General features: G+C 68.7%; 22 protein-coding genes. 9 read left to right on the forward strand and 13 right to left on the reverse strand.

Features of this window, described 5'->3' with window-relative positions; all coding sequences use genetic code 11:
- Window positions 1–25: 25 nt before the first annotated feature.
- From ACFFGN_RS33715 to ACFFGN_RS33760, 10 genes are all read right to left on the reverse strand, one after another.
- On the reverse strand, window positions 26–322 hold the full coding sequence (locus ACFFGN_RS33715) for an MGMT family protein (RefSeq protein WP_380056508.1): 297 nt from the start codon (window positions 320–322) through the stop codon (window positions 26–28).
- Window positions 323–326: 4 nt separating this feature from the next.
- The gene (locus ACFFGN_RS33720; protein ID WP_380056511.1) at window positions 327–1295 is read right to left on the reverse strand and encodes a hypothetical protein; all 969 of its coding nucleotides are present in this window, start codon (window positions 1293–1295) and stop codon (window positions 327–329) included.
- Window positions 1292–1822: a hypothetical protein gene (locus ACFFGN_RS33725; protein ID WP_380056514.1), complete on the reverse strand. Its 531-nt coding sequence runs from the start codon at window positions 1820–1822 to the stop codon at window positions 1292–1294. Before ACFFGN_RS33725 ends, ACFFGN_RS33720 begins: the two co-directional genes overlap by 4 nt.
- Before the next feature lie 14 nt (window positions 1823–1836).
- A complete protein-coding gene (locus ACFFGN_RS33730) occupies window positions 1837–2166 on the reverse strand; it encodes an SH3 domain-containing protein (RefSeq protein ID WP_380056517.1) in 330 nt (109 codons plus the stop codon).
- Between the two features lie 309 nt (window positions 2167–2475).
- Window positions 2476–2742: a DUF2277 domain-containing protein gene (locus tag ACFFGN_RS33735; RefSeq protein ID WP_380056520.1), complete on the reverse strand. Its 267-nt coding sequence runs from the start codon at window positions 2740–2742 to the stop codon at window positions 2476–2478.
- Window positions 2743–2790: 48 nt separating this feature from the next.
- The gene (locus ACFFGN_RS33740) at window positions 2791–2979 is read right to left on the reverse strand and encodes a hypothetical protein (RefSeq protein ID WP_380056522.1); all 189 of its coding nucleotides are present in this window, start codon (window positions 2977–2979) and stop codon (window positions 2791–2793) included.
- Window positions 2980–3170: 191 nt separating this feature from the next.
- Window positions 3171–4361, reverse strand: a complete 1191-nt coding sequence (moeZ, locus tag ACFFGN_RS33745) for an adenylyltransferase/sulfurtransferase MoeZ (protein WP_380056524.1) — start codon at window positions 4359–4361, stop codon at window positions 3171–3173.
- A gap of 69 nt (window positions 4362–4430) precedes the next feature.
- Window positions 4431–7208 (reverse strand): alpha/beta hydrolase, encoded by a 2778-nt coding sequence (locus tag ACFFGN_RS33750; protein ID WP_380056527.1) that lies wholly within the window; start codon window positions 7206–7208, stop codon window positions 4431–4433.
- Window positions 7209–7235: 27 nt separating this feature from the next.
- On the reverse strand, window positions 7236–10019 hold the full coding sequence (locus ACFFGN_RS33755; RefSeq protein ID WP_380056530.1) for an alpha/beta hydrolase: 2784 nt from the start codon (window positions 10017–10019) through the stop codon (window positions 7236–7238).
- Window positions 10020–10155: 136 nt separating this feature from the next.
- Window positions 10156–11082 carry an alpha/beta fold hydrolase gene (locus tag ACFFGN_RS33760; protein WP_380056533.1) on the reverse strand — a complete coding sequence of 309 codons (927 nt, stop codon included), beginning with the start codon at window positions 11080–11082 and terminating at the stop codon, window positions 10156–10158.
- A 49-nt stretch (window positions 11083–11131) separates the two neighbouring features.
- On the opposite strand from ACFFGN_RS33760, the gene ligD reads away from it, so the two are divergent.
- The 4 genes from ligD to ACFFGN_RS33780 all read left to right on the forward strand — a co-directional run bounded on the left by ligD (window position 11132) and on the right by ACFFGN_RS33780 (window position 13533).
- Window positions 11132–12049: a non-homologous end-joining DNA ligase gene (ligD, locus tag ACFFGN_RS33765; RefSeq protein ID WP_380056536.1), complete on the forward strand. Its 918-nt coding sequence runs from the start codon at window positions 11132–11134 to the stop codon at window positions 12047–12049.
- 95 nt (window positions 12050–12144) lie between these two features.
- Window positions 12145–12774: a TetR/AcrR family transcriptional regulator gene (locus ACFFGN_RS33770; RefSeq protein WP_380056538.1), complete on the forward strand. Its 630-nt coding sequence runs from the start codon at window positions 12145–12147 to the stop codon at window positions 12772–12774.
- Window positions 12775–12882: 108 nt separating this feature from the next.
- Window positions 12883–13110: a DUF3107 domain-containing protein gene (locus ACFFGN_RS33775; protein WP_380056540.1), complete on the forward strand. Its 228-nt coding sequence runs from the start codon at window positions 12883–12885 to the stop codon at window positions 13108–13110.
- Between the two features lie 150 nt (window positions 13111–13260).
- Window positions 13261–13533, forward strand: a complete 273-nt coding sequence (locus tag ACFFGN_RS33780; RefSeq protein ID WP_380056543.1) for a GlsB/YeaQ/YmgE family stress response membrane protein — start codon at window positions 13261–13263, stop codon at window positions 13531–13533.
- A 56-nt stretch (window positions 13534–13589) separates the two neighbouring features.
- On the opposite strand, the gene ACFFGN_RS33785 is transcribed toward ACFFGN_RS33780, so the two are convergent.
- The gene (locus ACFFGN_RS33785) at window positions 13590–14273 is read right to left on the reverse strand and encodes a ferritin-like fold-containing protein (protein ID WP_380056546.1); all 684 of its coding nucleotides are present in this window, start codon (window positions 14271–14273) and stop codon (window positions 13590–13592) included.
- Window positions 14274–14464: 191 nt separating this feature from the next.
- Here ACFFGN_RS33785 and ACFFGN_RS33790 point away from each other — a divergent pair, with 191 nt between their 5' ends.
- Window positions 14465–16501 carry a DEAD/DEAH box helicase gene (locus ACFFGN_RS33790; protein ID WP_380056548.1) on the forward strand — a complete coding sequence of 679 codons (2037 nt, stop codon included), beginning with the start codon at window positions 14465–14467 and terminating at the stop codon, window positions 16499–16501.
- Window positions 16502–16582: 81 nt separating this feature from the next.
- The gene (locus ACFFGN_RS33795) at window positions 16583–17494 is read left to right on the forward strand and encodes a DUF4349 domain-containing protein (RefSeq protein WP_380056551.1); all 912 of its coding nucleotides are present in this window, start codon (window positions 16583–16585) and stop codon (window positions 17492–17494) included.
- On the opposite strand, the gene ACFFGN_RS33800 is transcribed toward ACFFGN_RS33795, so the two are convergent.
- Window positions 17464–18213 carry a ParA family protein gene (locus ACFFGN_RS33800; protein ID WP_380056554.1) on the reverse strand — a complete coding sequence of 250 codons (750 nt, stop codon included), beginning with the start codon at window positions 18211–18213 and terminating at the stop codon, window positions 17464–17466. The two genes, ACFFGN_RS33795 and ACFFGN_RS33800, sit on opposite strands and share 31 nt — an antisense overlap.
- A gap of 85 nt (window positions 18214–18298) precedes the next feature.
- On the opposite strand from ACFFGN_RS33800, the gene ACFFGN_RS33805 reads away from it, so the two are divergent.
- Window positions 18299–19156 carry an alpha/beta fold hydrolase gene (locus ACFFGN_RS33805; protein WP_380056556.1) on the forward strand — a complete coding sequence of 286 codons (858 nt, stop codon included), beginning with the start codon at window positions 18299–18301 and terminating at the stop codon, window positions 19154–19156.
- A 23-nt stretch (window positions 19157–19179) separates the two neighbouring features.
- On the opposite strand, the gene ACFFGN_RS33810 is transcribed toward ACFFGN_RS33805, so the two are convergent.
- Window positions 19180–21942 (reverse strand): ATP-binding protein, encoded by a 2763-nt coding sequence (locus tag ACFFGN_RS33810; RefSeq protein ID WP_380056559.1) that lies wholly within the window; start codon window positions 21940–21942, stop codon window positions 19180–19182.
- Window positions 21943–22156: 214 nt separating this feature from the next.
- Between ACFFGN_RS33810 and ACFFGN_RS33815 the strand changes: the two genes are divergently transcribed.
- Together ACFFGN_RS33815 and ACFFGN_RS33820 are read left to right on the forward strand one after the other, a co-directional pair.
- Window positions 22157–22513, forward strand: a complete 357-nt coding sequence (locus tag ACFFGN_RS33815; RefSeq protein ID WP_380056561.1) for a VOC family protein — start codon at window positions 22157–22159, stop codon at window positions 22511–22513.
- A 35-nt stretch (window positions 22514–22548) separates the two neighbouring features.
- Window positions 22549–23163 carry a glyoxalase gene (locus tag ACFFGN_RS33820; RefSeq protein WP_380056564.1) on the forward strand — a complete coding sequence of 205 codons (615 nt, stop codon included), beginning with the start codon at window positions 22549–22551 and terminating at the stop codon, window positions 23161–23163.

Below are 23163 nucleotides of genomic sequence, written 5' to 3' on the forward strand. Positions count from 1 at the left end.
TCCCATCACCTGCCACCGACAAAGTTCACCAGCCGGGCCGCCAGCGGGTGCTTTTCAGGTCCACCTTGCCGTTCGTGACGCGTACGCCGTCGCCCCGCAGGCGCTGGATCTGCTCGTCGCCGACTTCCTCGGCCGGCACGCCGCTGGCACGGATCACCCGCCACCACGGCACGCCTCCGCCGTACTCGCGCATGATCGCGCCGACCTGCCGCGGACCGCCCTGGCCGACGTACGCCGCGATGTCACCGTAGGTGGCCACTTGGCCGGGCGGAATGGACTCGACCGCGACCAGTACCGCCTCGACGTATTCCTCCCGATCCACCCGCCTAGTCTCTCTCGATCTGCTGCCGTGCCTGTCCACCACGCTGATGCGCGACCGCGTGCTCCCCGGCTCCCACCTGTACGGCGCTACCGGGTCGCGCCAGTCCGTCGAGCACCCGCAGCTGGCCGCCATCCACGCCACGTCCGAACCGGCGCAGGTCCGAGTCGGTCAAACCACCTGGCAGCGGCGAATGCGCGCCGTCCGTCGTACGGACCTGTCCTGAGTAGACGATCTGGTCCGGCATACCCGCCAGCGCGGGATACTCGCTGCGCGCGTAGACGGTGCTGGTTCGCAGCTGGCTCGTCACCACTCCGCACTCCAACGCCGGATCGGCCCGCATATCCGCGGCGGCACCTTCGGCGTACAGCCCGGACAGGCAGTTCCAGGTCGCGTCGGCGAACGCGTTCGGGTCCTCGCCCGGACCCTCGATCCGGCTGATCGCGGCATCCAGGCCGGAGTCGGTGGCGCGTAGATCCGCGATCAGCTCGCGCGTGCCGTTCTCGTACAGCCGAAGGCCATCCATCAAAGCGCCGTCGCGCGTCTGCTCCAGCGTCATGGTGTCGGGTAGTTCGGTGGTGATCGCCCGGGCGACCGCGCCGGAGTGCAGCTCGTTCCCGGGTTCGGCGGGTCTGGACGGATCGAGGGCGACGGTCTGGTTCGTCTCCGGGTCGATCACGTTGCCCGAGTACAGCAGGCGCCTCGTGCCAACGGGTGCTCCCAGCTCGAACGGCGAATTACCCGCCCGGCTCGCCTCGATCCCCTCGGCCAACCACTGCAAGGCCTTGGCGCGGGTTCGTACCTCAGAGCCGTCGGCCAATCGCGCACCTCGAGAGCGCAGGTCGTCCCGCAACGCGTCAAACGCCTCGCGCGGCTTGCCGGGTTGGCGAGCGCCAGCAGCGGCCGAGGCATCCGCACGCGCCAGGGCCACCAGACGTTGGTGGTCGCCCAGTACGTCGGCAAGCCGGGTGGTCATCGATTCGAGGCTTCCACGGTTAGAGCGAAGGTGATACCCGGAAGCTCCTCGTCGTAGTGCAGCGGCGCCTTGCAAGCCAGGCGGATCTCCGCACCCGGGCTATGCCACACCGCCAGTTTCCTGGTGTCTTCGAGATCCGGCTCGGCCTGCGAAGGCTCCTCCCCCAGTACGGCGGCTCCCGCCGCGACTAGCCGATCCCACCGGGGAAGAGCCACCCCAACCGCCTCAACGAACTCCTGCTCGTTGCTGACGTCCCGGGCCACCCACGCCTGCTTGAGCCGTACCAGCACACTCTGCGGATGTACGTCGACCACCGTGCCCCTGGGCGTATCGAAGCCCCAGGAGCGCTGGCGATCGTCGATTACCGGTCCAGGTGGCATCGGAACCCACCCAGTCGCCGCAGCCACCCGGTCGCGCAGTACCAGGACATCGCCGTCCGGACCCCACAGCCGGTTCCAGTCACGCACGTCGGCCAAATCCGCCAACGCCCGGTGCCAGGGGTCAAGGTCCTCGCGGCTGATCTCCACGGCCCGAGCCTAGGTCAGGGAAGGTTTAGGTATCTCGTAACGACCCATCCGGTGATGCCACTGACGGCGCTGTGACCGTAGGCCCACACGTACCCGTCCTGCTGCGGCCACGACTGGGCCCCGTCGAAGCAGAACCGCTGCCCCCGGTGAATCAGGCCCCGCACCGTCGAGCTGGTCGAGTGGTGTGCCCGGATCCGCACCGAGTCGCCGTTGACCGTCGCCCAGGAGGTACAAGCTGCGGCAGCCTGCTCGCCGTGCACGCGGGCGGGCGCCGCCTGAGCGGTCAGCGCGGTGGTCGACAGCAATGCACCGGTGAGAGCGAAACCAGCCAGAAGACGTCGCATGAACGGATCCTTTCGTCGGGAGCGACGAATCCTGTCAACGTCCTGCGGCCGCCACCACCTATTGCACCGCAGCGAAAACTTGCGCTACCCCACGGACTCCAGCGCCTTGGCGAGGATCTCCTTCAGCGGCAGCCAGTCCTCCGGGCCGGGCACGATCACGTTCCACTGCTGGGCCCAAGTAGTTCGTCACGGCGTCGCTGAGCAGGCCGATGATCGTCTCGACACCCTCGTCGAACCGGTCGAACCGCTCCTTCAACGGCGGCAGGTCGACGGTCACCGCGCTCTCGCCCAGTGGAACCCGGTCCAAAATCAGCTCAGGCCAAGCCGGGCCCGCACCTCGGGACGACGCAGCGGCGGCACGGTCTGCGGTGGCACGCGCCGCTCGGGCAGTTCCGCCAGCAGGGCGGCGGTGATCTTGGCGATCTCGGCCGCGGCACGCTCCAGCGGCTCCCGGGTGGCCGCGCTGACGCTGCTCACGCCGGCCACCTTGCGAACGAACTGCATCGCGGCCGCCTGGATCTCCTCCGGGGTGGCCGCCGGCTCAAGGCCCCGAAGCGGGGTGATGTTTCTGCACATGCTCCGAGATTACGCGGCCGCACCGACACCACAACCGCAATTGGCACCTCACCGCGACGGCTGAACCCGCCTCTGACGGAAGTACAGGTAGAGCCGCGCCGCGCTGGTCAAACTGCCGGCGACGAAGATGATGACTCCTGCCTTTACATCACCATCGATGAGGCTCCAGACGGTAAACGTGAGGCTCGCCGCAAGCACCACAACGAAGAAGACCACCTCAGCACGGGTTGTGCTCATGCTCTAGCGCTCCCCACGACCGCCGCGACGACAGATGCCCACAGAGTTCCCCACTACCAAAACTCCTCACCGTCAGTTTGCCTTGAACCAGATGGTCAAGCCAACAACAAGAGTGACAGCAGCGTGCGCGGTATGGCGTACACGAGAAAGCGGGCGTCGGCAGGGTGCCGGCGCCCGCTTCCTTGTCAGGCTCAGTACGACGGCTGGGAGGGGTCGATCTGGTCGACCCAGGCCACCACGCCACCGCCGACGTGCACGGCGTCGGAGAAACCGGCGCCCTTGGCGATGGCCAGCACCTCGGCCGAGCGCACGCCCGACTTGCAGTGGAAGACGAGCTGCTTGTCCTGCGGCAGCTTCTCCAGCGCGACGCCGGTCTGGAAGTCGGCCTTCGGGATCAGCACCGAGCCCGGGATCTTGTTGATCTCGTACTCGTTGGGCTCGCGGACGTCGACCAGCAGGAAGTCCTTCTCGCCGTTGTCCTTGAGCTTGATCCACTCGCTCAGCTGCTTGACCGAGATGGTCGAGCCCGCCGCGGCGTCGGCCGCCTCCTCGGTGATCGCGCCACAGAAGCTCTCGTAGTCGATCAGCTCGGTGACGGTGGGGTTCTCGCCGCAGATGGCGCAGTTCGGGTCCTTGCGGACCTTCAGCGTGCGCCAGTTCAGGTCGAGCGCCTCGTAGATGTTCAGCCGGCCCAGCGACGGGTCGCCGATACCGGTGAGCAGCTTGATCGCCTCGGTCACCTGGGCCGCGCCCACCGAGGCGCACAGCACGCCGAGCACGCCACCCTCGGCGCACGACGGCACCATGCCGGGCGGCGGCGGCTCGGGGTAGAGGCAGCGATAGCAGGGACCGTGCTCGGCCCAGAACACGCTGATCTGCCCGTCGAAGCGGAAGATCGAACCCCACACGTAGGGCTTGCCGAGCAGCACCGCCGCGTCGTTCACCAGATACCGGGTGGCGAAGTTGTCGGTGCCGTCGACGATCAGGTCGTACTGCTCGAAGATCTCGAAGACGTTGTCGTTGTCCAGCCGGGTCTCGTGCAGGACCACGTTGGTGTACGGGTTGGTCTCGAGGATCGACTCCTTGGCCGACTGGGCCTTGGACTTGCCGACGTCGGACTGGCCGTGAATGATCTGGCGCTGCAGGTTCGACTCGTCGACGGTGTCGAACTCGACGATGCCCAGCGTGCCGACCCCGGCAGCCGCCAGGTAGAGCAGAGCGGGGCTGCCGAGCCCGCCGGCGCCGATCACCAGCACCTTGGCGTTCTTCAGCCGCTTCTGCCCGGCCATCCCGACCTCGGGAATGATCAGGTGCCGCGAGTAGCGCCGCACCTCGTCAATGGTCAGCTCATCAGCCGGCTCAACCAGGGGTGGAAGTGTCATACCCCCATAGTCCCGCACTTCGCCAAGCCCTCCAGCCGCCGTCCACATCGTCCACACTGCGGACAATTCCTAGTCATTGTCATGAATCACCCCCGGATAGCCGGCCGGCAGTTTCAGCACTCCGCCATCGACCCCGGTCACCTTCAGCACGAAGCTCTCGGTGGGCTCGGCAACCCGGTCATCGGTGATCGGCACCAGGATCTCGCCCTTGGCCGTGCCTTCGGAGATGTAGACGTAGACCTCCTTCTCCGGGGCGCCAGAGCCGTCGTCCTCCGTGCTCTTGAAGTCCTTGCCGAGCACCGCGGTACCGCTGATCAGCTCACCCATCAGCACCACACCCCGGTCGGACGGCGCCGACAGCCGCACTGGGAAGCTGACCATCTTCTGCGGCCCTTCCGTACCCACGCCCGGGCCGATCGTCACGGCCGGCGCCGGATCGTCGTCCAGCACCTTGCCGGCGCCGAAGGAATCACCGACGACCGCCTGGGTCGGGTTCGACAGCACCACCTCGAAGCGCTGGTCCTCACCGTCGCTAGTGTTCGCCCGGATCGGCACGGCGAACTTGACCGAGGTGACTCCCGGCTGGAAGACCACCCGGCGGGCCGTCGCGCCGACCACGTCGGTGAAGTACCCGGCGGTCTCGGCGAACACCGTCACCGGCACGCGCGAGGCCTTCGACAACTTGATCGTGAAGCCGGCCGACTTGGTCCCGGTGTTGCCCTCCTTCAGCGTCACCTCGTTCACCGAGACAACCGGCTGGCTCGGCGGCTCCGGGCGGCTCAGCCACGGCTTGGAGAAGACCACGTCGGACAGGAAGACCGAGCCGGTCGCGGCCTTGTTCGTGACGAACTCGACCGACCGGATGTCGCGCAGATCCAGCTTCGCCAGCGAGGTGAGCGGAATCCGGACCGTGCGCAGCATCATCTTCGGCAGGCCACCGCGGTTCTGCCCGGGCAGCTTGGCCAGCGCGTCACTCACCGATGACACCGGTACGTCGACCACGCGGCCCAGACCGTCGCGAACCCGGACGGTCAGATCCGTCTTCAGCCGGACACTTGCATCCGGCGCGGCCCGGAAGGACAACGCCGAGAAGCGGCGCACATCCCGCAGCTTCGGCGCCAGGTGGATCTTCATCACCCCGGTGGTCCCGGTCCAGCTCAGGTTGGTCACCGTCGTCGTCGGGCTCGCCGCCGCGAAGGCCGCCGGCGTCCAGTGCGGGAACTGCGCCGGGTCATCCGTCGCGCGACAGGCCGACGGCGGCGCGGCCAGGCCACGCGGTTGGGTGAACGCCAAACCCGCACAAAGCCGGACCGAAGCCTTACCGGTCACCGAACCGGCCGGGAGCGCGCGATCCAGCCGGGCCAGGTCGTACCGCCGGGTAGCGGGCGCCTGCGACACCACGCGGACCACGGCCCGTCCGGCCGACACCGCCCTGGAGTTCGAGCCGTCGAACAACGGCAGCAACGCCGATTCGCCACCAAGCTCAAGCCGGAAGAACCCGGCGATGTACGCCCGGCCGACGGCCTGCTGCTCAACCGGCTTGAGTCGCGGCGCGGCCTTCGACCCGCACGGCGTGGTCTTGTTCTCGCCACCCCAGTCATCCCATGAAGGCGCGACCGACTGGCCCGGGGTCCACTCGGTGTTGAAGAAGTTGTGGTTCGTACCCATCACCAGCACGGTCGATCGGGCCGCCCGGTCACCAGTGACGGAGTAGCGGGTGTCGTCGTAGAAGTGCTGGCCCTGCAGATCCGAGACGTCGCCGTCGCAGTACGGCAGGATCACGCTCATCGCCGTTCCGGGCAGGGTGGCCCGGGCGAAATCGACCGGCGCCAACGGCAACACCGCGCGAATGCCGTACTTCCGGCCCCGCTCGACGTTCAGCAGACCGGCCCGTACGACGCCCTCGCCGCCGCGCGAATGGCCCATCAGGCCGACCCGGCGCAGGTCCACCTTGCCGACGTAGCGCTTGCCGAAGGGACCACCGCCGGTGGTCGACCACTTGTTCCACAGGTCGAGGTGGGCCAGCACGAGCTGAGCGCGGGCCAGCGCACCGGCGTCGAAGACCTCGGCGTCGTAGGCGTTGATCGCGTTCGCGCTGATCGAGACGACCAGATAGCCGTGGCTGGCGAGGGCCTTCGCGGGCGCGTCGTACCCCCGATAGCTCGGGATGGGCTGCTGGCCCTTCGGGCACGGCCACGGATTCGCCGGATCGGGGCCGGTCTGCTTGCCGTAGCAGACCGAGTGGCGGCCGTGCAGGAACACGACCAGCGGACGCTTCCCGGTGGCCCCGCGCGGGGTGTACACCTTGCCGAGCAGTTCGCTCTTGTGCTTGATCCCGGACAACAGGATCGCCTCGTTGCCGAGGTTGTACTCGGACAGGTCGACCGGGTAACGGCCGGTGGAACCTGGATCGACCGCGAGCGGTTTGCCCTGGGCCGCCTTGGACCAGTCGGGCCCGGGCGTGGTCGCGGTGGAGCGCCCGGTCTGCTCGTTGACCTCGCTGGACCAGACCAGCTCGACCGACTTGGCGGTGAGCACGGCCGGATCGGTACTGAGTGCGGTCAGGGTGCGCCCGTCGCGGGACTGACGGGCCACCCCGACCGGTACGCCGTCAACGGCCAGCAACGGCAGCGCTGCGCGCATCCGCACTGGTTCGCCGAGGCGCTTGGTGATCAGGAAGCCGCCGCTGGCCGGTGTCACCGTCCAGTCACCGCCTTGCGCCATTTGCCTGTTCTGCCCCGGTGACTCCGCACCAGTGGCACTCGCCACCGGCACCAGCGCCGAAGTCGACAGCAGTACGGCGACGCCCGCCGCCACTGCCCGGACGGATCTGCCGAAAACACCCACAGGTGTGCCTCTCTTTCTGGGCGGGACTCAGGACTTGTTGTGAACGGTCCCGGTCAGCACGATCGGCTTCGGCAGGGCCTTGCCGTTCAGCTCGGTGATGTTCCAGGTGAACTGCTCATCCGGCTCTGTCTCGGTATCGGCCAGCGCCGGTACCTCCACCCAGCCCTCGGTCTCGCCTGCCTGCAGCGAGCCGTACTCGAACGACTCCAACGGGCCCTGCCCATCATCTTGGGAGCTACGGAAGTCCTTGCCCAGAATCGCCGTACCGCTCTCCAGTTCGCCGTACGCGGAGATCCACTTGTCGCTCGGCGCCGACAACTTCATCGGGAAACGAACCGTGCCGCCTTCGGTTCCCTCGCCATTGCCGAGGGTGAAGGCCGGTTCCGGATCGTCGTCGAGGATCGTCGCCTGACCGAACGAGTGGCCCACGATCGCGCCGGTCGGCACCGACAGCACCAGGCTGACCCGGTTGTCGTAGCTGTCGCGGGTATTACCGGTGAACCGAAGCGACACCTGCCGGCTCAGCTGGCCCGGCTTGAACACCAGCTTCTTGTGCACGGGCTGCACGCCCGCCAGGGCACCAGCCGAGCGCTGCATAATCTCGTCACTCGTGGTCCCGGCGTACACCGTGACCGGCACGAGGCTCGGCCGTGACAACTTGATCGTGTAGGTGAGCTGCTTCGCGGCTCCGTCACCTTCCTTGATCGCGCCCAGATCGTTCACCGACACGCGTGGCAAGGCCGACGGCGCCGAAACGCTCAGCGCGGGCTTCGAGAAGGCCAGATTGGAGATGTACGCCGAACCGGTGGCGGCCTTGTTCGTACCGAACTCGACGGCACGCACGTCCTTCAGATCGAGGCCCTTCAACCCCGTCAGGGCGATCCGGACCGTTCGCAACATCGTCTTCGGGATCGGGCCCTCGCCACTCGGCAGCTGAACCAGCGCGTCGCTCAGCGCGGAGACGGGCAGGTCGGCCTTTTTACCCTTGCCGTCCACGATCCGCACGGTGAAGTCGGTCTTGTGCTTGACCTCCACGCCAGGGGCCGTCCGGAAGCTCAGCGCGGCGAAGCGCCGTACATCACGCTTGCCGACCGGCAGGGGGAAACGCACGAGGCCATCGGTGCCGGTCCACTTGAGCTGGGTGACCGAAGTGGTCGGCGCCTCGGACGCATACGGCGCGGGCGTCCAGTGCGGGAAGCGCGAGCTGTCCTCGTTCACCACGCACGGACTGGCGGCAGCCTTGGTGTTGGTCAGACCCGGCGCGGACAGCGGGAAGGCCATCCCGGTGCAGACCTTCGCCGTCGCCTTCCCGCTGACGGCGCCCGCCGGCAGGGCGCGATCGAGCCGGGACAGGTCGTACCGATTGGCGGCAGGGGCCTGCGCGACGACGCGGGTGATCGCTCGCCCGGCCGAGGCGGCGCGGCTGCTCGAACCGTCCAGCAGCGGCAGCAACGCGGTCTCGCGACCAAGCTCGAGCCGGAAGAAGCCGGCGATGTACGCCCGGCCGACGGCCTGCTGCTCGGTCGGCTTCAACCGCGACGCGGCCTTCTCGCCGCAGGGCTCGGCCTTCTCCTCGCCCCACCAGTCGTCACCGGACGGCGCCTCGGACAGGCCCGGGGTCCACTCGGTGTTGAAGTAGTTGTGGTTCGCGCCCATCACCAGCACGGTCGATCGCGCGGCCCGGTCTCCGCCGGCGGCGTACATCGTGTCGTCATGGAAGTGCTGCCCCTGCAGATCGGACACGTCGCCATCGCAGTACGGCAGGATCACGCTCATGGCTGTTCCGGGCAGGGTGGTCCGCGCGAAGTCGACGGGCGCCAACGGCAGAACCGCGCGAATGCCGTACTTCCCGCCGCGTTCGGCGTTCAGCAGAGCAGCCCGTACGACGCCCTCACCGCCGCGCGAGTGGCCCATCAACCCGACGCGGCCGAGGTCGACCTTGCCGACGTACGCCCTGCCGAACGGGCCGCCACCGAGCGTGGACCACCTCTTCCACAGGTCGAGGTGGGCGAGGATCAACTGCGCGCGGGCGAGTGCCCCGGAATCGAAGGCGTCACCGTCGTAGGCGTTGATCGAGTTCGAGCTGATCGAGACCACCTGGTACCCGTGGCTTGCGAGGGCCTTCGCCGGGGCGTCGTACCCCCGGAAGCTCGGTACGGGCTTCATGCCGGCGGGACACGGCCACGGTTTCTGCGGGCCGGGCTCGGGCCAGCTGCCGTAACAGAAGCTGTGCCGGCCGTGCAGGAACACGACCAGCGGACGCTTCCCGGTCGCACCGCGCGGGGTGTAGACCTTGCCGCGGACCTCGGACTTCTCCTTGATGCCGGACAGGTAGACGGCCTGATCACCGAGGTTGTACTCCGAGGTGGCGACCTTGTACTTGCCGGTGGAGCCGGGATCGGTCGCCAGCGCCTTGCCCTGCAGGGCCTTCGACCAATCGGCGCCGGTGCCGAGCGAGCGGCGGGCGGACTTGTCCTGACCGAGCTCCGTCGACCAGACCAGCTCGACCATTTTGCCGCCGAGCACCGAGGAATCGGTGCTGACCACGGTCAGGGTCTTACCGTCGGCGGACTGGCGGGCCGCGCCGATCGGGCGCCCGTCGACCGCCAGCAGCGGCAGGGCCGACCGCATCGCGACCGCCTCCGGCAACCGCAGGGTGATCCGATATCCATTGCTGGCGGCAACGATCGACCAGTTGTCCGCGGCCGGCGCCGCGACGGTACCGGCGGCGGCCGGACTGGTCAGTGCAGTGCCGAGCAGGGCGGCGGCAACAAGTGCCACCCCGCCGGCGGATCTGCCGAAAACACCCACAGGTGTGCCTCACTTTCAGCTCTTCGTCTTCAGTTGCCCCCGAGCCGGCGCAGACCGGTCGTAGAAGGGACTCCTAGCGTCGAGTGAAAGTTGCCGCCGAACGTCTCGGTTGCCCGTCGATTAGCGCTCGACGGTGTTACCGGCCGGGGAGGAGCTGACGGAAGGCCGTCGCGACCTGGTCCGGATGTTCCATCTGCGCGACGTGACCCGACTGCGGCAGATAGAGCAGGCGGGCGTTCGGGAAGGTCTGCTGGGCGCGGTTCCGGATTCCCGAGTCGACCAGCCGATCGCGGCCGCCGTACACCAGCAGGGTCGGGCACGTCACCCGCGCCGCCTCGGCCCACAAGGACCGCTTGGCCGGTACGAGCTGGGACTGCACGATGCTGCGCGCCCCGGCCAGTACCGCGTCCGCGATCCAGGGTTGTTCCTCGCGGCGGTGCAACTCGGCCTCGTACATCGCGACGAACTCCGGTGGCAGCGAGCGCGGATCGCCGAAAACCATCGACATCGCGGTCTTCACCCGGCGGTCGAACGGCAGCATCGCGCTTCGCCGCATGACGGCCGGCCCGATCCGCGGCGCGGACAGCGCGATGAACCAGGCGGCCACGGCCGAGGGCCTCGGATTCGGCATGGCGGGTGAGATCAGCGTGAGCGAGGCGACCTTCTCCGGATGGCGCGCGGCGAGTACGACGGCGATCGAGCCGCCCATCGAGTTGCCGAACAGATGCACCGGCCGGTCGAACTCGCCGGCCATGAACTCCAGCAGCGTGTCGGCATGCTCGTTGATGCCACCGAGGTCGTTCCGCGGCGGCGTATGCCCGAAGCCGGGCAGGTCCATCGCCACGCCGCGGACCACGTCGCTCAGCAACAGGCCGAGCGCGGTCCAGTTCGTGGAGGAACCACCGAGGCCGTGCACGAACAGCGCCGGCTCCGCATCCGGACGCGCGTCCGGAACGTCGCGGACCAGCATCGGCACGTCGGCCACCTGGACCGTTCGCGACGGCCATTCCCGCGCTGCGAGGGCGACGGACTCGCGCCCCACTACCTCGGAGTAACTTGCCACCTGTCCAGGTTAACCCCACTTCCAAGCCCGCGTGGGCAAGACTGGGGGCATGGCGCAGCAACTCACAACCGAGGTGGACGGCCAACTGCTGAAGCTCACCAACCTCGGCAAGGTCCTCTATCCGGAGACTGGCTTCACGAAGGCCGAGGTGATCGACTACTACCTCCAGGCGGCTCCGGTCCTGCTGCCCCATCTGCGCGATCGCCCGCTGACACGCAAGCGCTGGCCCGACGGCACCGGCGCGTCGTACTTCTTCGAGAAGAACGCGCCACGCGGTACGCCGGACTGGGTGCGCACGGTCACCCTGCCCACGCCGGGCAGTTCCACCGGCCGGGACGAGGCCGATTTCGTGGTCGCGGACGACACGGCCACCATCGTCTGGCTGGCCAACCTCGCCGCGCTGGAGTTGCACGTACCGCAATGGCGCATCGCCGACTCCGAATCCGGCCAGTCCCCGACGGCCGATCTGATCGTGTTCGACCTGGATCCCGGCGCGCCCGCGACGATCATCGACTGCTGCGACGTGGCCCAGACCGTGCGGGATCTGCTCGGGCATTTCGGCCTGGACTGCTGGGCGAAAACCTCCGGCAACAAGGGCATGCACCTGTACGTGCCGATCGAGCCGGCCTCGTCGCGCCGGACCAGCGAGTTCGCCAAGCTGATCGCCGACCAGCTCGCCGAGGCCATTCCGGAGACGGTCACCTCGACGATGACCAAGGCCTTGCGCCCGGGCAAGGTGTTCATCGACTGGAGCCAGAACAACTCCGCGAAGACCACCCTCGCGCCGTACTCCCTGCGCGGCAGCGACGAGCCGCGGGTGTCCACGCCGCTGGACTGGGACGAGGTGGCGCAGGCGGCGGATCCGGCCGATCTGGTGTTCTATCCGGCCGACGTACTGGCCCGGATCGAGCAGTACGGAGATGTGCTCGCGAGCCTGTACGACGACCCGAAGCCACTGCCCAAATGACCTGCGCGGGTGACCGGGCGTCTACCGCTAGGTAGGATTCGCCGGAACGACCCGGTGACCGACCTCGCCGGTGCCGACCACTGAAGGAGCACGTCGTGTCGACGTCACCGGAGACTGCGCCGAGGCGCGGCAGCCGCCTGCCTCGTCTGGCCCGCCGCGCTCAGCTGCTCGAGGCCGCCCAGGAAGTATTCGTCGCGAACGGCTATCACGCCGCCGCGATGGACGACATCGCCGAACGCGCCGGTGTCTCCAAGCCGGTGCTCTACCAGCACTTCCCCGGCAAGCTCGACCTCTATCTCGCGCTGCTGGACACCTCCTGCGAGGCGGTCGTGGCCTCCGTGCGGGAAGCGCTGCGCTCGACCGAGGACAACAAGCAGCGGGTGGCGGCGACCATTCACGCCTTCTACGAGTACGTCGCGAACGCCCAAGGCGCGTTCCGCCTCGTCTTCGAGTCCGATCTGACCAACGAGCCGGCCGTGCGCGAGCGGGTCGACCGGGTCACGCACGCGTGCGCCGAGGCCTGTTCCGAGGTGATCAGCGCGGACGCCGGGCTGAACAAGGAGCAATCGATGGTGCTCGCGGTCAGCCTGGTCGGCATGGCCCAGGTCAGCGCGCGCTACTGGCTCGCCTCGGACAACCCGACGCTGGCCCAGGAGCAGGCGGCCGACCTGGTCTCGGCCCTGGCCTGGCGCGGCATCCGCGGCTTCCCGCGCACCGAGGGCTGACCCGAACTTCTGCTCTGGGCGGACGCGTGCGGGATCCGTCGCAGCAGGAGGATAGGCTCGATTCAGGACCGGCGAGAGCCGCCGGTGATGACGTGCCCGGAGGGTTTCGTGGAGGTCAAGATCGGTGTCCAGCACAGCAATCGTGAACTGGTGCTGGAGAGCGGACAGAGCGCGTCGGAGATCGAGCAGGCGGTAGGGGACGCGTTCAGCGGCAAGGAAGGTCTGCTGCTGCTCACCGACGACAAGGGTCGCCGGATCATCGTTCCGGCCGACCGGCTGGCCTATGTCGAGATCGGCGCGGAGACGGTGCGGCCGGTGGGCTTCGGCGCCTCCTGAGCCGCGGATCGCCCAGACGGCGCCACCTGAGCCGTATTGACGCCAAACCGGTTGGCGTGTCCTTGTTGCTCTCCGCCACCAAAGGGGCACGATGAAGTTGAGTGGCCACCTGTAAAGGTGACCTGAACTTCACTCGCGAGGAGGCTCCCTATGGGAGAGATCATCGGGACCATCATCTTCGGCCTCATTATCGGGCTGTTGGGCAAGTGGGTCGCGCCGAAGAACAAGGACAACATCCCGATCTGGCTGACGCTGATCTGCGGCATCGGTGGTGCCCTGATCGGGTACTGGCTGTGGGGTGCTCTGGGCGGGACCGACACTCCGGGCATCGACTGGTGGCGCTGGGTGATCAGTGTTCTGGCCGCAGCGGTGCTGGTCATGGTCGCAGCCACGATCACGGGCCGATCCAAGCCCCGCGTCTAACCGCACTGAAAAGCCGAACCGGCCGCCGTCCCTCGGGATGGCGGCCGGTTCGGCTTTCAGGCCTGCAGGCCGAGCGCGTTCATCCGGGCGGTATGGGCCTCGGTCAACCGGGTGAACATCCGGCCGATGGCGGCCAGGTCGAGCCCGGGGCGATCCACGCTGCCGGCCAGCAATGCCGCGAGCGGATCCCGGTCCGCCGCGATCCGCTGGGCCTGGCTGAGCGCCTCGCCGACCAGCCGACGGCCCCAAAGCGCCAGCCGGCCACCCACCTTCGGGTCCTCCTCGATGGCGGCGCGCACCCGGTCCACCACGAACTCGGCCTGCCCCGACTCGGCGAACACCTCGAGTACGAGCGCGCGGGTGCCGGCATCGACGTACGCCGCGACCTCGCGGTAGAAATCGTTGGCCAGACCGTCACCGACGTAGGCCTTCACCAGGCCTTCGAGCCAGTCCGACGGCGCGGTGTGATCGTGAAAGGCGTCCAGCGGTACCTGGAACGGCCGCATCGCCTCCATCGGGTCCACCCCCAGCTCGACCAGCCGGTCGCGCAGCTGCTGGAAATGGCCGAACTCCGTGGTCGCCAAAGCGGCCAGTTGAGCCTTGTCATCGAGGGTCGGGGCCAGTTTCGCGTCCTCGGCGATCCGCTCGAACGCGGTCAGCTCGCCGTACGCGAGAACACCCAGGAGATCCACCGCCGCGGCCCGGTAGGCGGGGTCGTCGAAGGCCGTCGTTTCGGTCATGACCAGCAGACTAGTCGTCTGGCCGGGCGCCGGTCCCGGTACACTGGACGGTGATTCGCCGGTGACGCGCCTGCGCGGCTGCTCCCGGCCATGGTTTTTTGTGTCCGAACGCTGTATCCGAAACAAGGGCTGGACAGGCCCGAAATCAGATGTGAGAGGCGATCAGCCTGACCACCTTCCGAGAGCTCGGGGTGTTGCCCGAGATCTGTGACGCCCTCGATCGCGTCAACATCGTCGAGCCGTTCCCGATCCAGGAGATGACGCTCCCCATCGCATTGATGGGGACCGACCTGATCGGCCAGGCACGTACCGGTACCGGTAAAACCCTCGGGTTCGGTATCCCGCTGCTGCAGCGCACCATCTCCCCCGGCGAGCCGGACTACGAGCAGCTCGCCGCGCCCGGCAAGCCGCAGGCGCTGGTGGTCACCCCGACGCGTGAGCTGACCATCCAGGTCGCCAAGGACCTCGAGACGGCTTCGACCGTCCGTACCGTGCGCATCCTGACCATCTACGGTGGCGTCGCGTACGACCCGCAGCTGGACAAGCTGAAGTCCGGTGTCGACGTGGTCGTCGGTACACCGGGCCGGCTGCTCGATCTGGCCAATCGCGGTGTGCTCGACCTGAGCCACATCAAGGTGCTGGTGCTGGACGAGGCCGACGAGATGCTCGACCTGGGCTTCCTGCCCGACGTGGAGCGCATTCTGCGCAAGACGCCGGAGCTGCGCCAGACGATGCTGTTCTCGGCGACCATGCCGTCGGCCGTGATCGGCCTGGCCCGGACCCACATGCGCCACCCGCTCAACATCCGCGCCGAGTCGCACGACTCGACCGAGATGGTGCCGACCACCGCGCAGTTCGTCTACCGCGCGCACGAGCTGGACAAGCCCGAGGTCGTGGCCCGCATCCTGCAGGCCGAGGACCGCGGCCGGGTGATGATCTTCTGCCGGACCAAGCGGGAGGCCTCGCGGCTGACCGACGATCTGATCGACCGTGGTTTCGAGGCCGCCGCCATTCACGGTGACCTGAACCAGCAGGCGCGTGAGCGCGCGCTGACCCGGTTCCGCGGCGACAAGATCGACGTACTGGTGTGTACCGACGTCGCCGCCCGCGGTATCGACGTCGAAGGCGTCACCCACGTCATCAACAACACCTGCCCCGAGGACGAGAAGGCCTACGTCCACCGGATCGGCCGGACCGGCCGCGCGGGCGCCAGCGGTATCGCCGTCACCTTCGTCGACTGGGCCGACCTGGTGCGCTGGAAGACGATCAACAAGGCGCTCGACCTGCCGTACGACGAGCCGCAGGAGATGTACTCCACCTCGCCCGAGCTCTACCACGACCTCGGCATTCCCACCGAGGCCAAGGGCCGGATCAAGCCCGCCAAGGTCGAGGAGCGCTCTGAGCGCTCTGATCGGCCCGTGCGCACGGAGCAGTCCGAGGGCGGCGAGAAGTCCAGCCGTCCCAGCCGGAACCGCAACCGCACGCGCCGCCGCCTGCGCGCCGGCGAGCCGCTCGAAGGCGCTACCCAGGCCTCGGCCGACGCATCCGGTACGACGCTGGTCGAGGCTCGCCCCGACACCAGGACCGAGCCGGCCGCCGAGGTGCGCACCGACTCCACCTCGCAGCGTCCCGCCAAGCGCGCCCGCACCCGCACCCGCCGCCGTACGGAGGAGAATGCGGCCGAGGCTAACGCAGCGACGGAAGCAGCTCCGCAGGTAGCGACCGAGGCTGTCCCGGCGACCGAGGCTGTCGCGGCGACTCCGGAGAACGCGGCGACCGAGGAGAAGCCCGCTCGTAAGACGCGCACGCGCACTCGCCGTCGCTCCAACGAGGCGGACACGCCCCAGGTCGAGGCGGCTCCGGTTGCCGTGGACGCTCCGACCGAAGAGCCGAAGCCGGCCAAGGCCAAGAAGGCCACCAAGCGCGCCACGAAGAAGGCGGCTCCCGCGGCTGAAACGGCTCCGGCAGAGGCCCAGCCGGCCGAACCGGCCGCCGAGAAGCCGGTCAAGAAAGCGGCGAAGAAGGCCGTGAAGAAGACCGCAACCAAGGCGAAGCCCGCCAAGACCGAGCCCGCCAAGACCGAGCCCGCCAAGGCCGGGGCCGCCAAGGTCGAGGCGCCGGAGTTCGCCGACGCCGCCGCTGAACCGGCGGAACCCGCGGTGGAGAAGCCGAAGCGGACCCGTAAGAAGGCCGCGGCGACCGAGGTCACCTTCACCGCTCCGGAGTAGTAGTACCGCACTGCAACGAATGGCGTCCTCCGGGCGTCCTCATTCGAAGGCACCATTCGAGTGAGACCCGGAGGTCCGGCCATGTACCTGAAGAGATATCCGGCCGCGGTGGCTGGGCTGATGCTCACCGCGGCCGTTCTGCTGTCCGGCTGTAGTGGTTCGTCCGGCCCGATGAGCGATTCCGGCGCCGCGGACACCGCCTCCACCCGCGAATCCGACCAGTCCGATCGAGCCGCCGACGGCAGCTCGAACACCGGCAAACCCGAGGCCGCCCCCGGCAAGACCGGCGCGAACCAGCCCACCCTGACGCGCTCGATCGTCCGGACAGGCTTTCTCACCATCGAATCACCCGACCTCACGAGCGCCCGGGACAAGATCGCCACCATCGTCGCCGGACAACGCGGCCTGATCGCCTCCGAGCAAGGCGGCTCCGGTCGCGACGACAAGCCCGCCTCGGCGGAACTCGTCTTGCGCGTGCCCTCAGCCGCGTACGACACGACCGTGCGGCGGCTGACGGCCGAGATCGGCGCGGTCAAGCAGATCCGGCAGGAATCGGCCGACGTGACCGAACAAGTGGTCGACGTCGAAAGCCGGATCGCCACCCAGCGGGCCGCCCTGAACCGGATGCGGGCCCTGCTCACCAAGGCGAACACCATCGGCGAGATCGTTTCGGTGGAAAGCGAACTGACCCGTCGCGAGGCCGATCTCGAAGCCCTGCTGGCCAAACAAAAGGCCCTCGAAGGTCAAACCGAACTCGCCACCATCACGGTCACCCTGGTCCGGCCCGGGGAGGCGCCGCCGCCCAAGGCGGACGACCGTGGCTTCCTCGTCGGCCTCGGTAAGGGCTGGAACGCCTTCAGCAGCACGGTTTCCGCGTTCGCCACTGCCGCCGGTGCGCTGCTGCCGTTCGCGATCGCGCTCGCGCTGATCGGCGTACCGGTGTGGTTCCTGATCCGGCGCCGTCAGAGCAAACCGGCCGCGACCTTGCGATAGGCGTCCGCCCCGGCGGAGCGGCTCGCCGTACTGAGAATGCTGCGGCCGACCGCCGGGGCCTCGGCGAACCGGATCGACTTCGGAATCGCCGGGGCCAGCACGGACAGGCCGTACGACTCGGAGATGGTGTCGAGTACCACCCGGGCGTGGTTGGTGCGTCCGTCGTACAGCGTGGGCAGCACGCCCAGCACTCGCAGGCCGGGATTCGTCAGGCGCTTCACGTCGTGAATGGTGTCGAGCAACTGCCCCACGCCACGATGGGCGAGTGTCTCGCACTGCAAGGGGATCAGCACGTCGGTGGCAGTGGAAAGCCCGGCGATCGTCAGCAGGCCGAGGGTTGGCGGGCAGTCCACGATAATCCAGTCGTACGCTGGTGCGACGGGCCGCAACGCCGTACGCAGCACGTGCTCGCGACCGGTCTCCCCGGCGAGCTTGACCTCGGCTGTCGCCAGCTGGATCGTCGCCGGCACCAGGTCGGGGCCTTCCTCGCACTGGACCACCACCTCGGGCAAACGCGCCGAGCCGAGCAGTACCTGATAGGCCGAGCTGTCGAGGTCCTCCGGATCGAACCCGAGCGAGAACGTCAGACAGGCCTGCGGATCGAGGTCCACCAGGAGCACGCGCTGGCCGAGTTCCGACAGCGCAGCACCCAGCGAAGCGACGGTCGTGGTCTTGGCGACGCCGCCCTTCTGGTTCGCTACCGCGAGTACCCGGGCCATCGCGCACATTCTGCCGTACGGAACGCGGCCCGGTGCACGACCCGGCGCGGCCAGTCGGCTGCCGCGACCGGCTACCGTGGTGGCTGTGAGTACGCCGCGCAGTTTGACCTTGCCGGGCGGGGTCGTTCCCGCCACGCTCGAAACCGACCGGGGTTCGTTCGCGACCCTGCAGGCGGTGCCCGATATCGGTATCCCGCTGGGCACCGCGTTGCTGGTGCCGGGATGGACCGGCAGCAAGGAGGACTTCACTCCGCTGGTCGCCGAACTGGCCGCCTTCGGCTGGCGCGCGGTCGCGGTGGACCAGCGCGGCCAGCACGAAACCCCCGGCCCGGAGGACCCCGCGGCGTACACGCTGGCCGAGCTCGGCGCGGATGTGGTCGCGATGAGCAAGGCGCTCGGTGGCTACAGCCAGCTGGTCGGGCACTCGTTCGGCGGACTGGTCGCGCGCGAGGCGGTGCTGATCGACCCATCGGTGTTCTCCACGATCACGCTGCTGTGTTCCGGCCCGGCAGGCTTCTCTGACGAGGCGAAGCGCCAGGGCTTGGAGATGCTCGCGTTCGGCCTGGAGAACCTGCCGATCGAGCAGGTGTACGACCTCAAGCTCGACCACGACAGCAAGGACCCGTCCTGGGTGGCGCCGCCGGAGGAGATCGCCGCGTGGCTGCGCCGCCGGTTCACCGCGAACGTGCCGGTCAGCCTGGCGTCGATCACCCGTCGGCTGCTCGACGCCGAAGACCGTACCGACGAGCTGGCGAAGACCGGTGTCCGCACCCAGGTCGTGTACGGCGAGACCGACGACGGCTGGCCCCGGCCGGTCCAGGACACGATGGCCGAGGCCCTCGGTATCAGCGCGCAGGTGGTCCCGGACGCCGGCCACTCCCCCGCCATCGACCAGCCGGTGGCCACCGCGCGCTTGCTGACGGAGTTCTTCCACGCGCGCTGACTGCGGCCGTACGGGTTCCGCCGCTAGTCGCTGGCTAACGACCTCGTTCGCGCGGACTGGTAGCGACAGCCGGCCGCGTCGAACGCGTCCACCGTGGCGAGCAGCGCCTCCCGGTCCCCGTCGAGCAGGGCTTCGGCCCGCGCCACCATCGCACCGGCGACCGGATTGCCCGCCACGATCGTCTTGGCCGCTGCCACCTGTTCGCGGGCGTCCGGACTCCCCGCGAGTACGGCGGCCTCGGCGCGCAGAGCGACGTACCAGTGGTGCCAGATCCAGGTGACCCACTTCCACACCTGTTCGGGCTCGGGGGCGATCCGCTCCACGGCCGCGGACACCTCTCCGCGGTGCAACAGCAGCATGGTGTCGAAAACCGCGCCATAGCCGTACGTGTGCTCGGGCGGAGCACCAAGCTGTTCCAAGGCTTCCAGCCATTCCCGCCGGGCGTCCTCGTCGCCGCGAAGGCCGTGGATCATCGCCACCGCGGAGACAGCTGGACCGAGTGATGCTCTGGCGGGACTGCCTGCCCGGCGCCACGCGTCGAGGAAGCGGACGCTGTTCGCCAGCACCTCGTCCACGTTGCCCGCGAAGGCGTCGGCCACCAGCAGCCAGCTCGTGGCGCGATGTCCAACCTCCGCCAGCAACGGGTGATCGGCCAGCTTCCCGGCCCACCGACGAGCCGCCGCGAGATCGCCCGTACCAAGGCTGGCCTCGGCCGCCTCCGCCAATGCCTCGACCAGCTCGTACGTCGCGGACGGCGTAACCGGCGCGGACGCCAGCAGAGTGACCCGGCGCTGGGTAGTCGCCGTTGCCGCGAAGGTGTCCCCGGCCCAGCTCAAGGCACCGGTCAGTACGTCGAGGGCGGCGGATTCCGCAAGTGGATCGCCGCCACCGTGGGTCAGCTCAACCGATCGTTCGGCGCGTGCGATCGTGTCCGCGACAGTGTTACCGGGATGGCCCTCGACGGTGGTCACCGCGGCGTTGAGCGCCTGCCCGGCCTCGGCCACCGCCACCGTGGCGAGAGCCGCCGGATCGTTCCCGGCCAGTTCCCGTGCCTCGGCGATGAGGGCGTCGGTTTCCTCCGTGGGCAGCTTGCGCACGAAATTGCCCGCGAACCGGTACGCCGTGGTGGCGATGGTCGCCAGGTCCCGCGCGGCGCCAGGGTTGTTCCCGGCGCTGCGGGCCGCGTCCGCTGCCGCGTGATGGAGCCGGTAGAGGTCGTCGCCCCGCATACGACAGCCCGCCACGGCCGCAGCTTGGCGAAGGGCTTCCGCGACCAGGTCCGGGTCTTGGGTGAGGGAGGCGGCCTGCTCGTACCGCTGCTGGGATTCGCCGATCAGGTTGCGGGTGAAGGTCAGCTCGGCAAGGTTGTGGGCGAGCTTGTACGCGTCGCTGCGCTGCTGCTGGTCCTGCTGCGGCTGGCGCTCCGGCTGCTGTTTGTGCGCCGCCCAGGCCAGTGCGGCGCGTAGGTCGTCGGCTACCGCGTCGAACTTTGCCCGCCAGTCCGGTCCTACCACCGCGAGCTCGGCGGCTTGGGCCAGGCACCAGCGAACGTGCCGGGACCGGACGTCGTGCAGCTCTCCGGCTTCGGCCAGTTGTTCCGCCGCGTACTGGCGGATGGTCTCGAGCGCGCGGTACGCCGTACCGGCCGGGGTCGCCGTCACCACCAGCAGGCTCTGCTCGGCCAGCCTGGCTAGGCCCTCCGCGATCTCGTCAGGGGCGCTGATATCCCCCGCGACCTCTGCCGCCGCTCGCGCGGTGAACGGCGCCACGAACACGGCCAACCGGCGCAGTAGCGCCCGATCGCCTGGATCGAGCAGAGCGTGGCTCCAGTCCAGCGCCGCCCGCACGGAACGGTGGCGCTCGTCGGCCCGGAAGCCGCCCGTGAGCATGCGGAGTGGGTGGGACAAGGCCGCGGTGATGCCGTCCAGCCCGAGCGTGTGGTACCTCGCGGCAGCCAGTTCGATGGCCAGAGCCATTCCGTCCAGTCGCTCGCAGATGGCGACGATCTGATCGCGGCTCGGGGCATCCAGCGGAGACCCGACGGCCGCTGCGCGCTCCAGGAACAACGCGACCGCGTCTGACTCGCCATCGGTGGGCAACGACAGCGGCGGCACCTGGTACACCCGCTCGAACGGCACCATCAGCCGCGCCCGGCTAGTCGCCAGCACCGTCACCCGCGGGCAGGTCGCCAGCAACCGCTCCACGAACAGCGCGACGCCGTCTACGGCCTGCTCGCAGTTGTCGAGCACCAACAACGCGTGGCGATCCGCCAGCGCCGCGATCACGGATTCGGTCATATCGCGTCCGGGCTGTTCCCCGAGACCAAGCGTCCCTGCGACCGCCGTGGCGATCATGTCCGGATCCGTGACCGGTACGAGGTCTACGAACCACACGCCGTCCGAGAACTCACTAGTCGCTTCAGCGGCCACCGCCAGCGCGAGCCGGGTTTTGCCCACTCCGCCGGGCCCGACCGCCGTCACCTCTCGGTATGCCTTGAGCAGTTCGGTCAGCTCGGACTGCTCGGTGGCCCGGCCGATGAACGAGGTCAGCAGAGACGGCAGAACCGGCGCCGGGCGGGATGGCCCGTCGCTGACCGGGGTAGCGGCGCGCTGGGCTAGCGCGCGCCTGTCCGGCACGTCGAGCTTGCGCAGCAGTGAGGAGACGTGGCTCTCCACTGTGCGCACCGAGATGTACAGCCGGGCCGCGATCTCGGCATTACTGAGATGCGCACCGACCAGGTCCAGCACCTCGCCCTCGCGAGGCGAGATATCCGTAGCTGCCGTCACGCGCTCATCTTCGCTTATCAGCACTCCCTGCGGGCCACCCCGTGACTCTCTCTCCGTGGTGGTCTCTCCGTGGTGGTCTCTCCGTGCCGGTCTCTCGGTGGTGGTCTCTCCGTGCCGGTCTTTCCGTGGTGGGATCCGTGGTCGGCACGGATGTGGGTCGGTGGGGCTGAGCGACAAGCTGTGACTACCAGAAACCACCACCACAGGAGTGACCGTGACCAGCTCATCCACCCAGGGCATCAAGACCGTGCTGCACCCCGTGTCAGACCTGGCGAAGGCCAAGGCGGTGTACGCGGCTCTGCTCGGCATCCAGCCCCAGACCGACTCGCCGTACTACGTCGGCTTCGACGCCGAGGGCCAGCACATCGGCCTGGTACCGGACGGCGGACCGCAGGGCATGACCTCGCCGGTGGCCTACTGGCACGTGCCTGACATCGAGGCGAAGCTCACCGAGCTGACCGCCGCGGGCGCCACCGTGCAGGAGCCCGCGCACGAAGTTGGCGCCGGCCGGCTGGTGGCCACCGTCACCGATCCCGACGGCAACGTACTCGGACTTCTGCAGGACCAGTAAGCCCTCTCAACCACTTCGTTCGGAAAGGACCTGTCATGACCACGTTCGACTCCATCACCCTGGAAGCCGCCGACCCCGCCGCCGCTGAGGCCTTCTACCAGGCGGCCGGCCTCGACTCCTACGTGACCGTACGCGGCACCGACGCCGAATCGACCGGCTTCCGCGGCTTCGCACTCTCGTTGGTCGCGTCCCAGCCGGGCGACGTCGACGCGATCATCGACGCCACCGTCTCGGCCGGCGCCACCACATTGAAACCCGCCACCAAGAGCTTCTGGGGGTACGGCGGTGTCGTCCGCACCCCGGACGGCACGATCATCAAGGTCGCCACTTCGAAGAAGAAGGACACCGCCCCCGCCGCACGGCGTATCGACCAGGTCGCATTGCTCTTGGGCGTGGAAGACGTCAAGGCCAGCAAGCGGTTCTACGTGGAGCAGGGTCTGGCGGTCGGCAAGAGCTTCGGCGGCAAGTACGTGGAGTTCGACACCCCTTCATCCACCGTCACCCTGGCCCTCTACCCGCGCCGAGCGCTCGCCAAGGACACGGGCATGCCGCAGGAGGGCACCGGCTCCCACCGCCTCGTGCTCACCAGCGACGCCGGCCCCCTCACCGACCCCGACGGCTTCACCTGGGAACCCACCGCCGCCGCCTGA

This window comes from Kribbella deserti, from assembly GCF_042434725.1.
In the GTDB taxonomy this organism is placed as follows: domain Bacteria; phylum Actinomycetota; class Actinomycetes; order Propionibacteriales; family Kribbellaceae; genus Kribbella; species Kribbella deserti.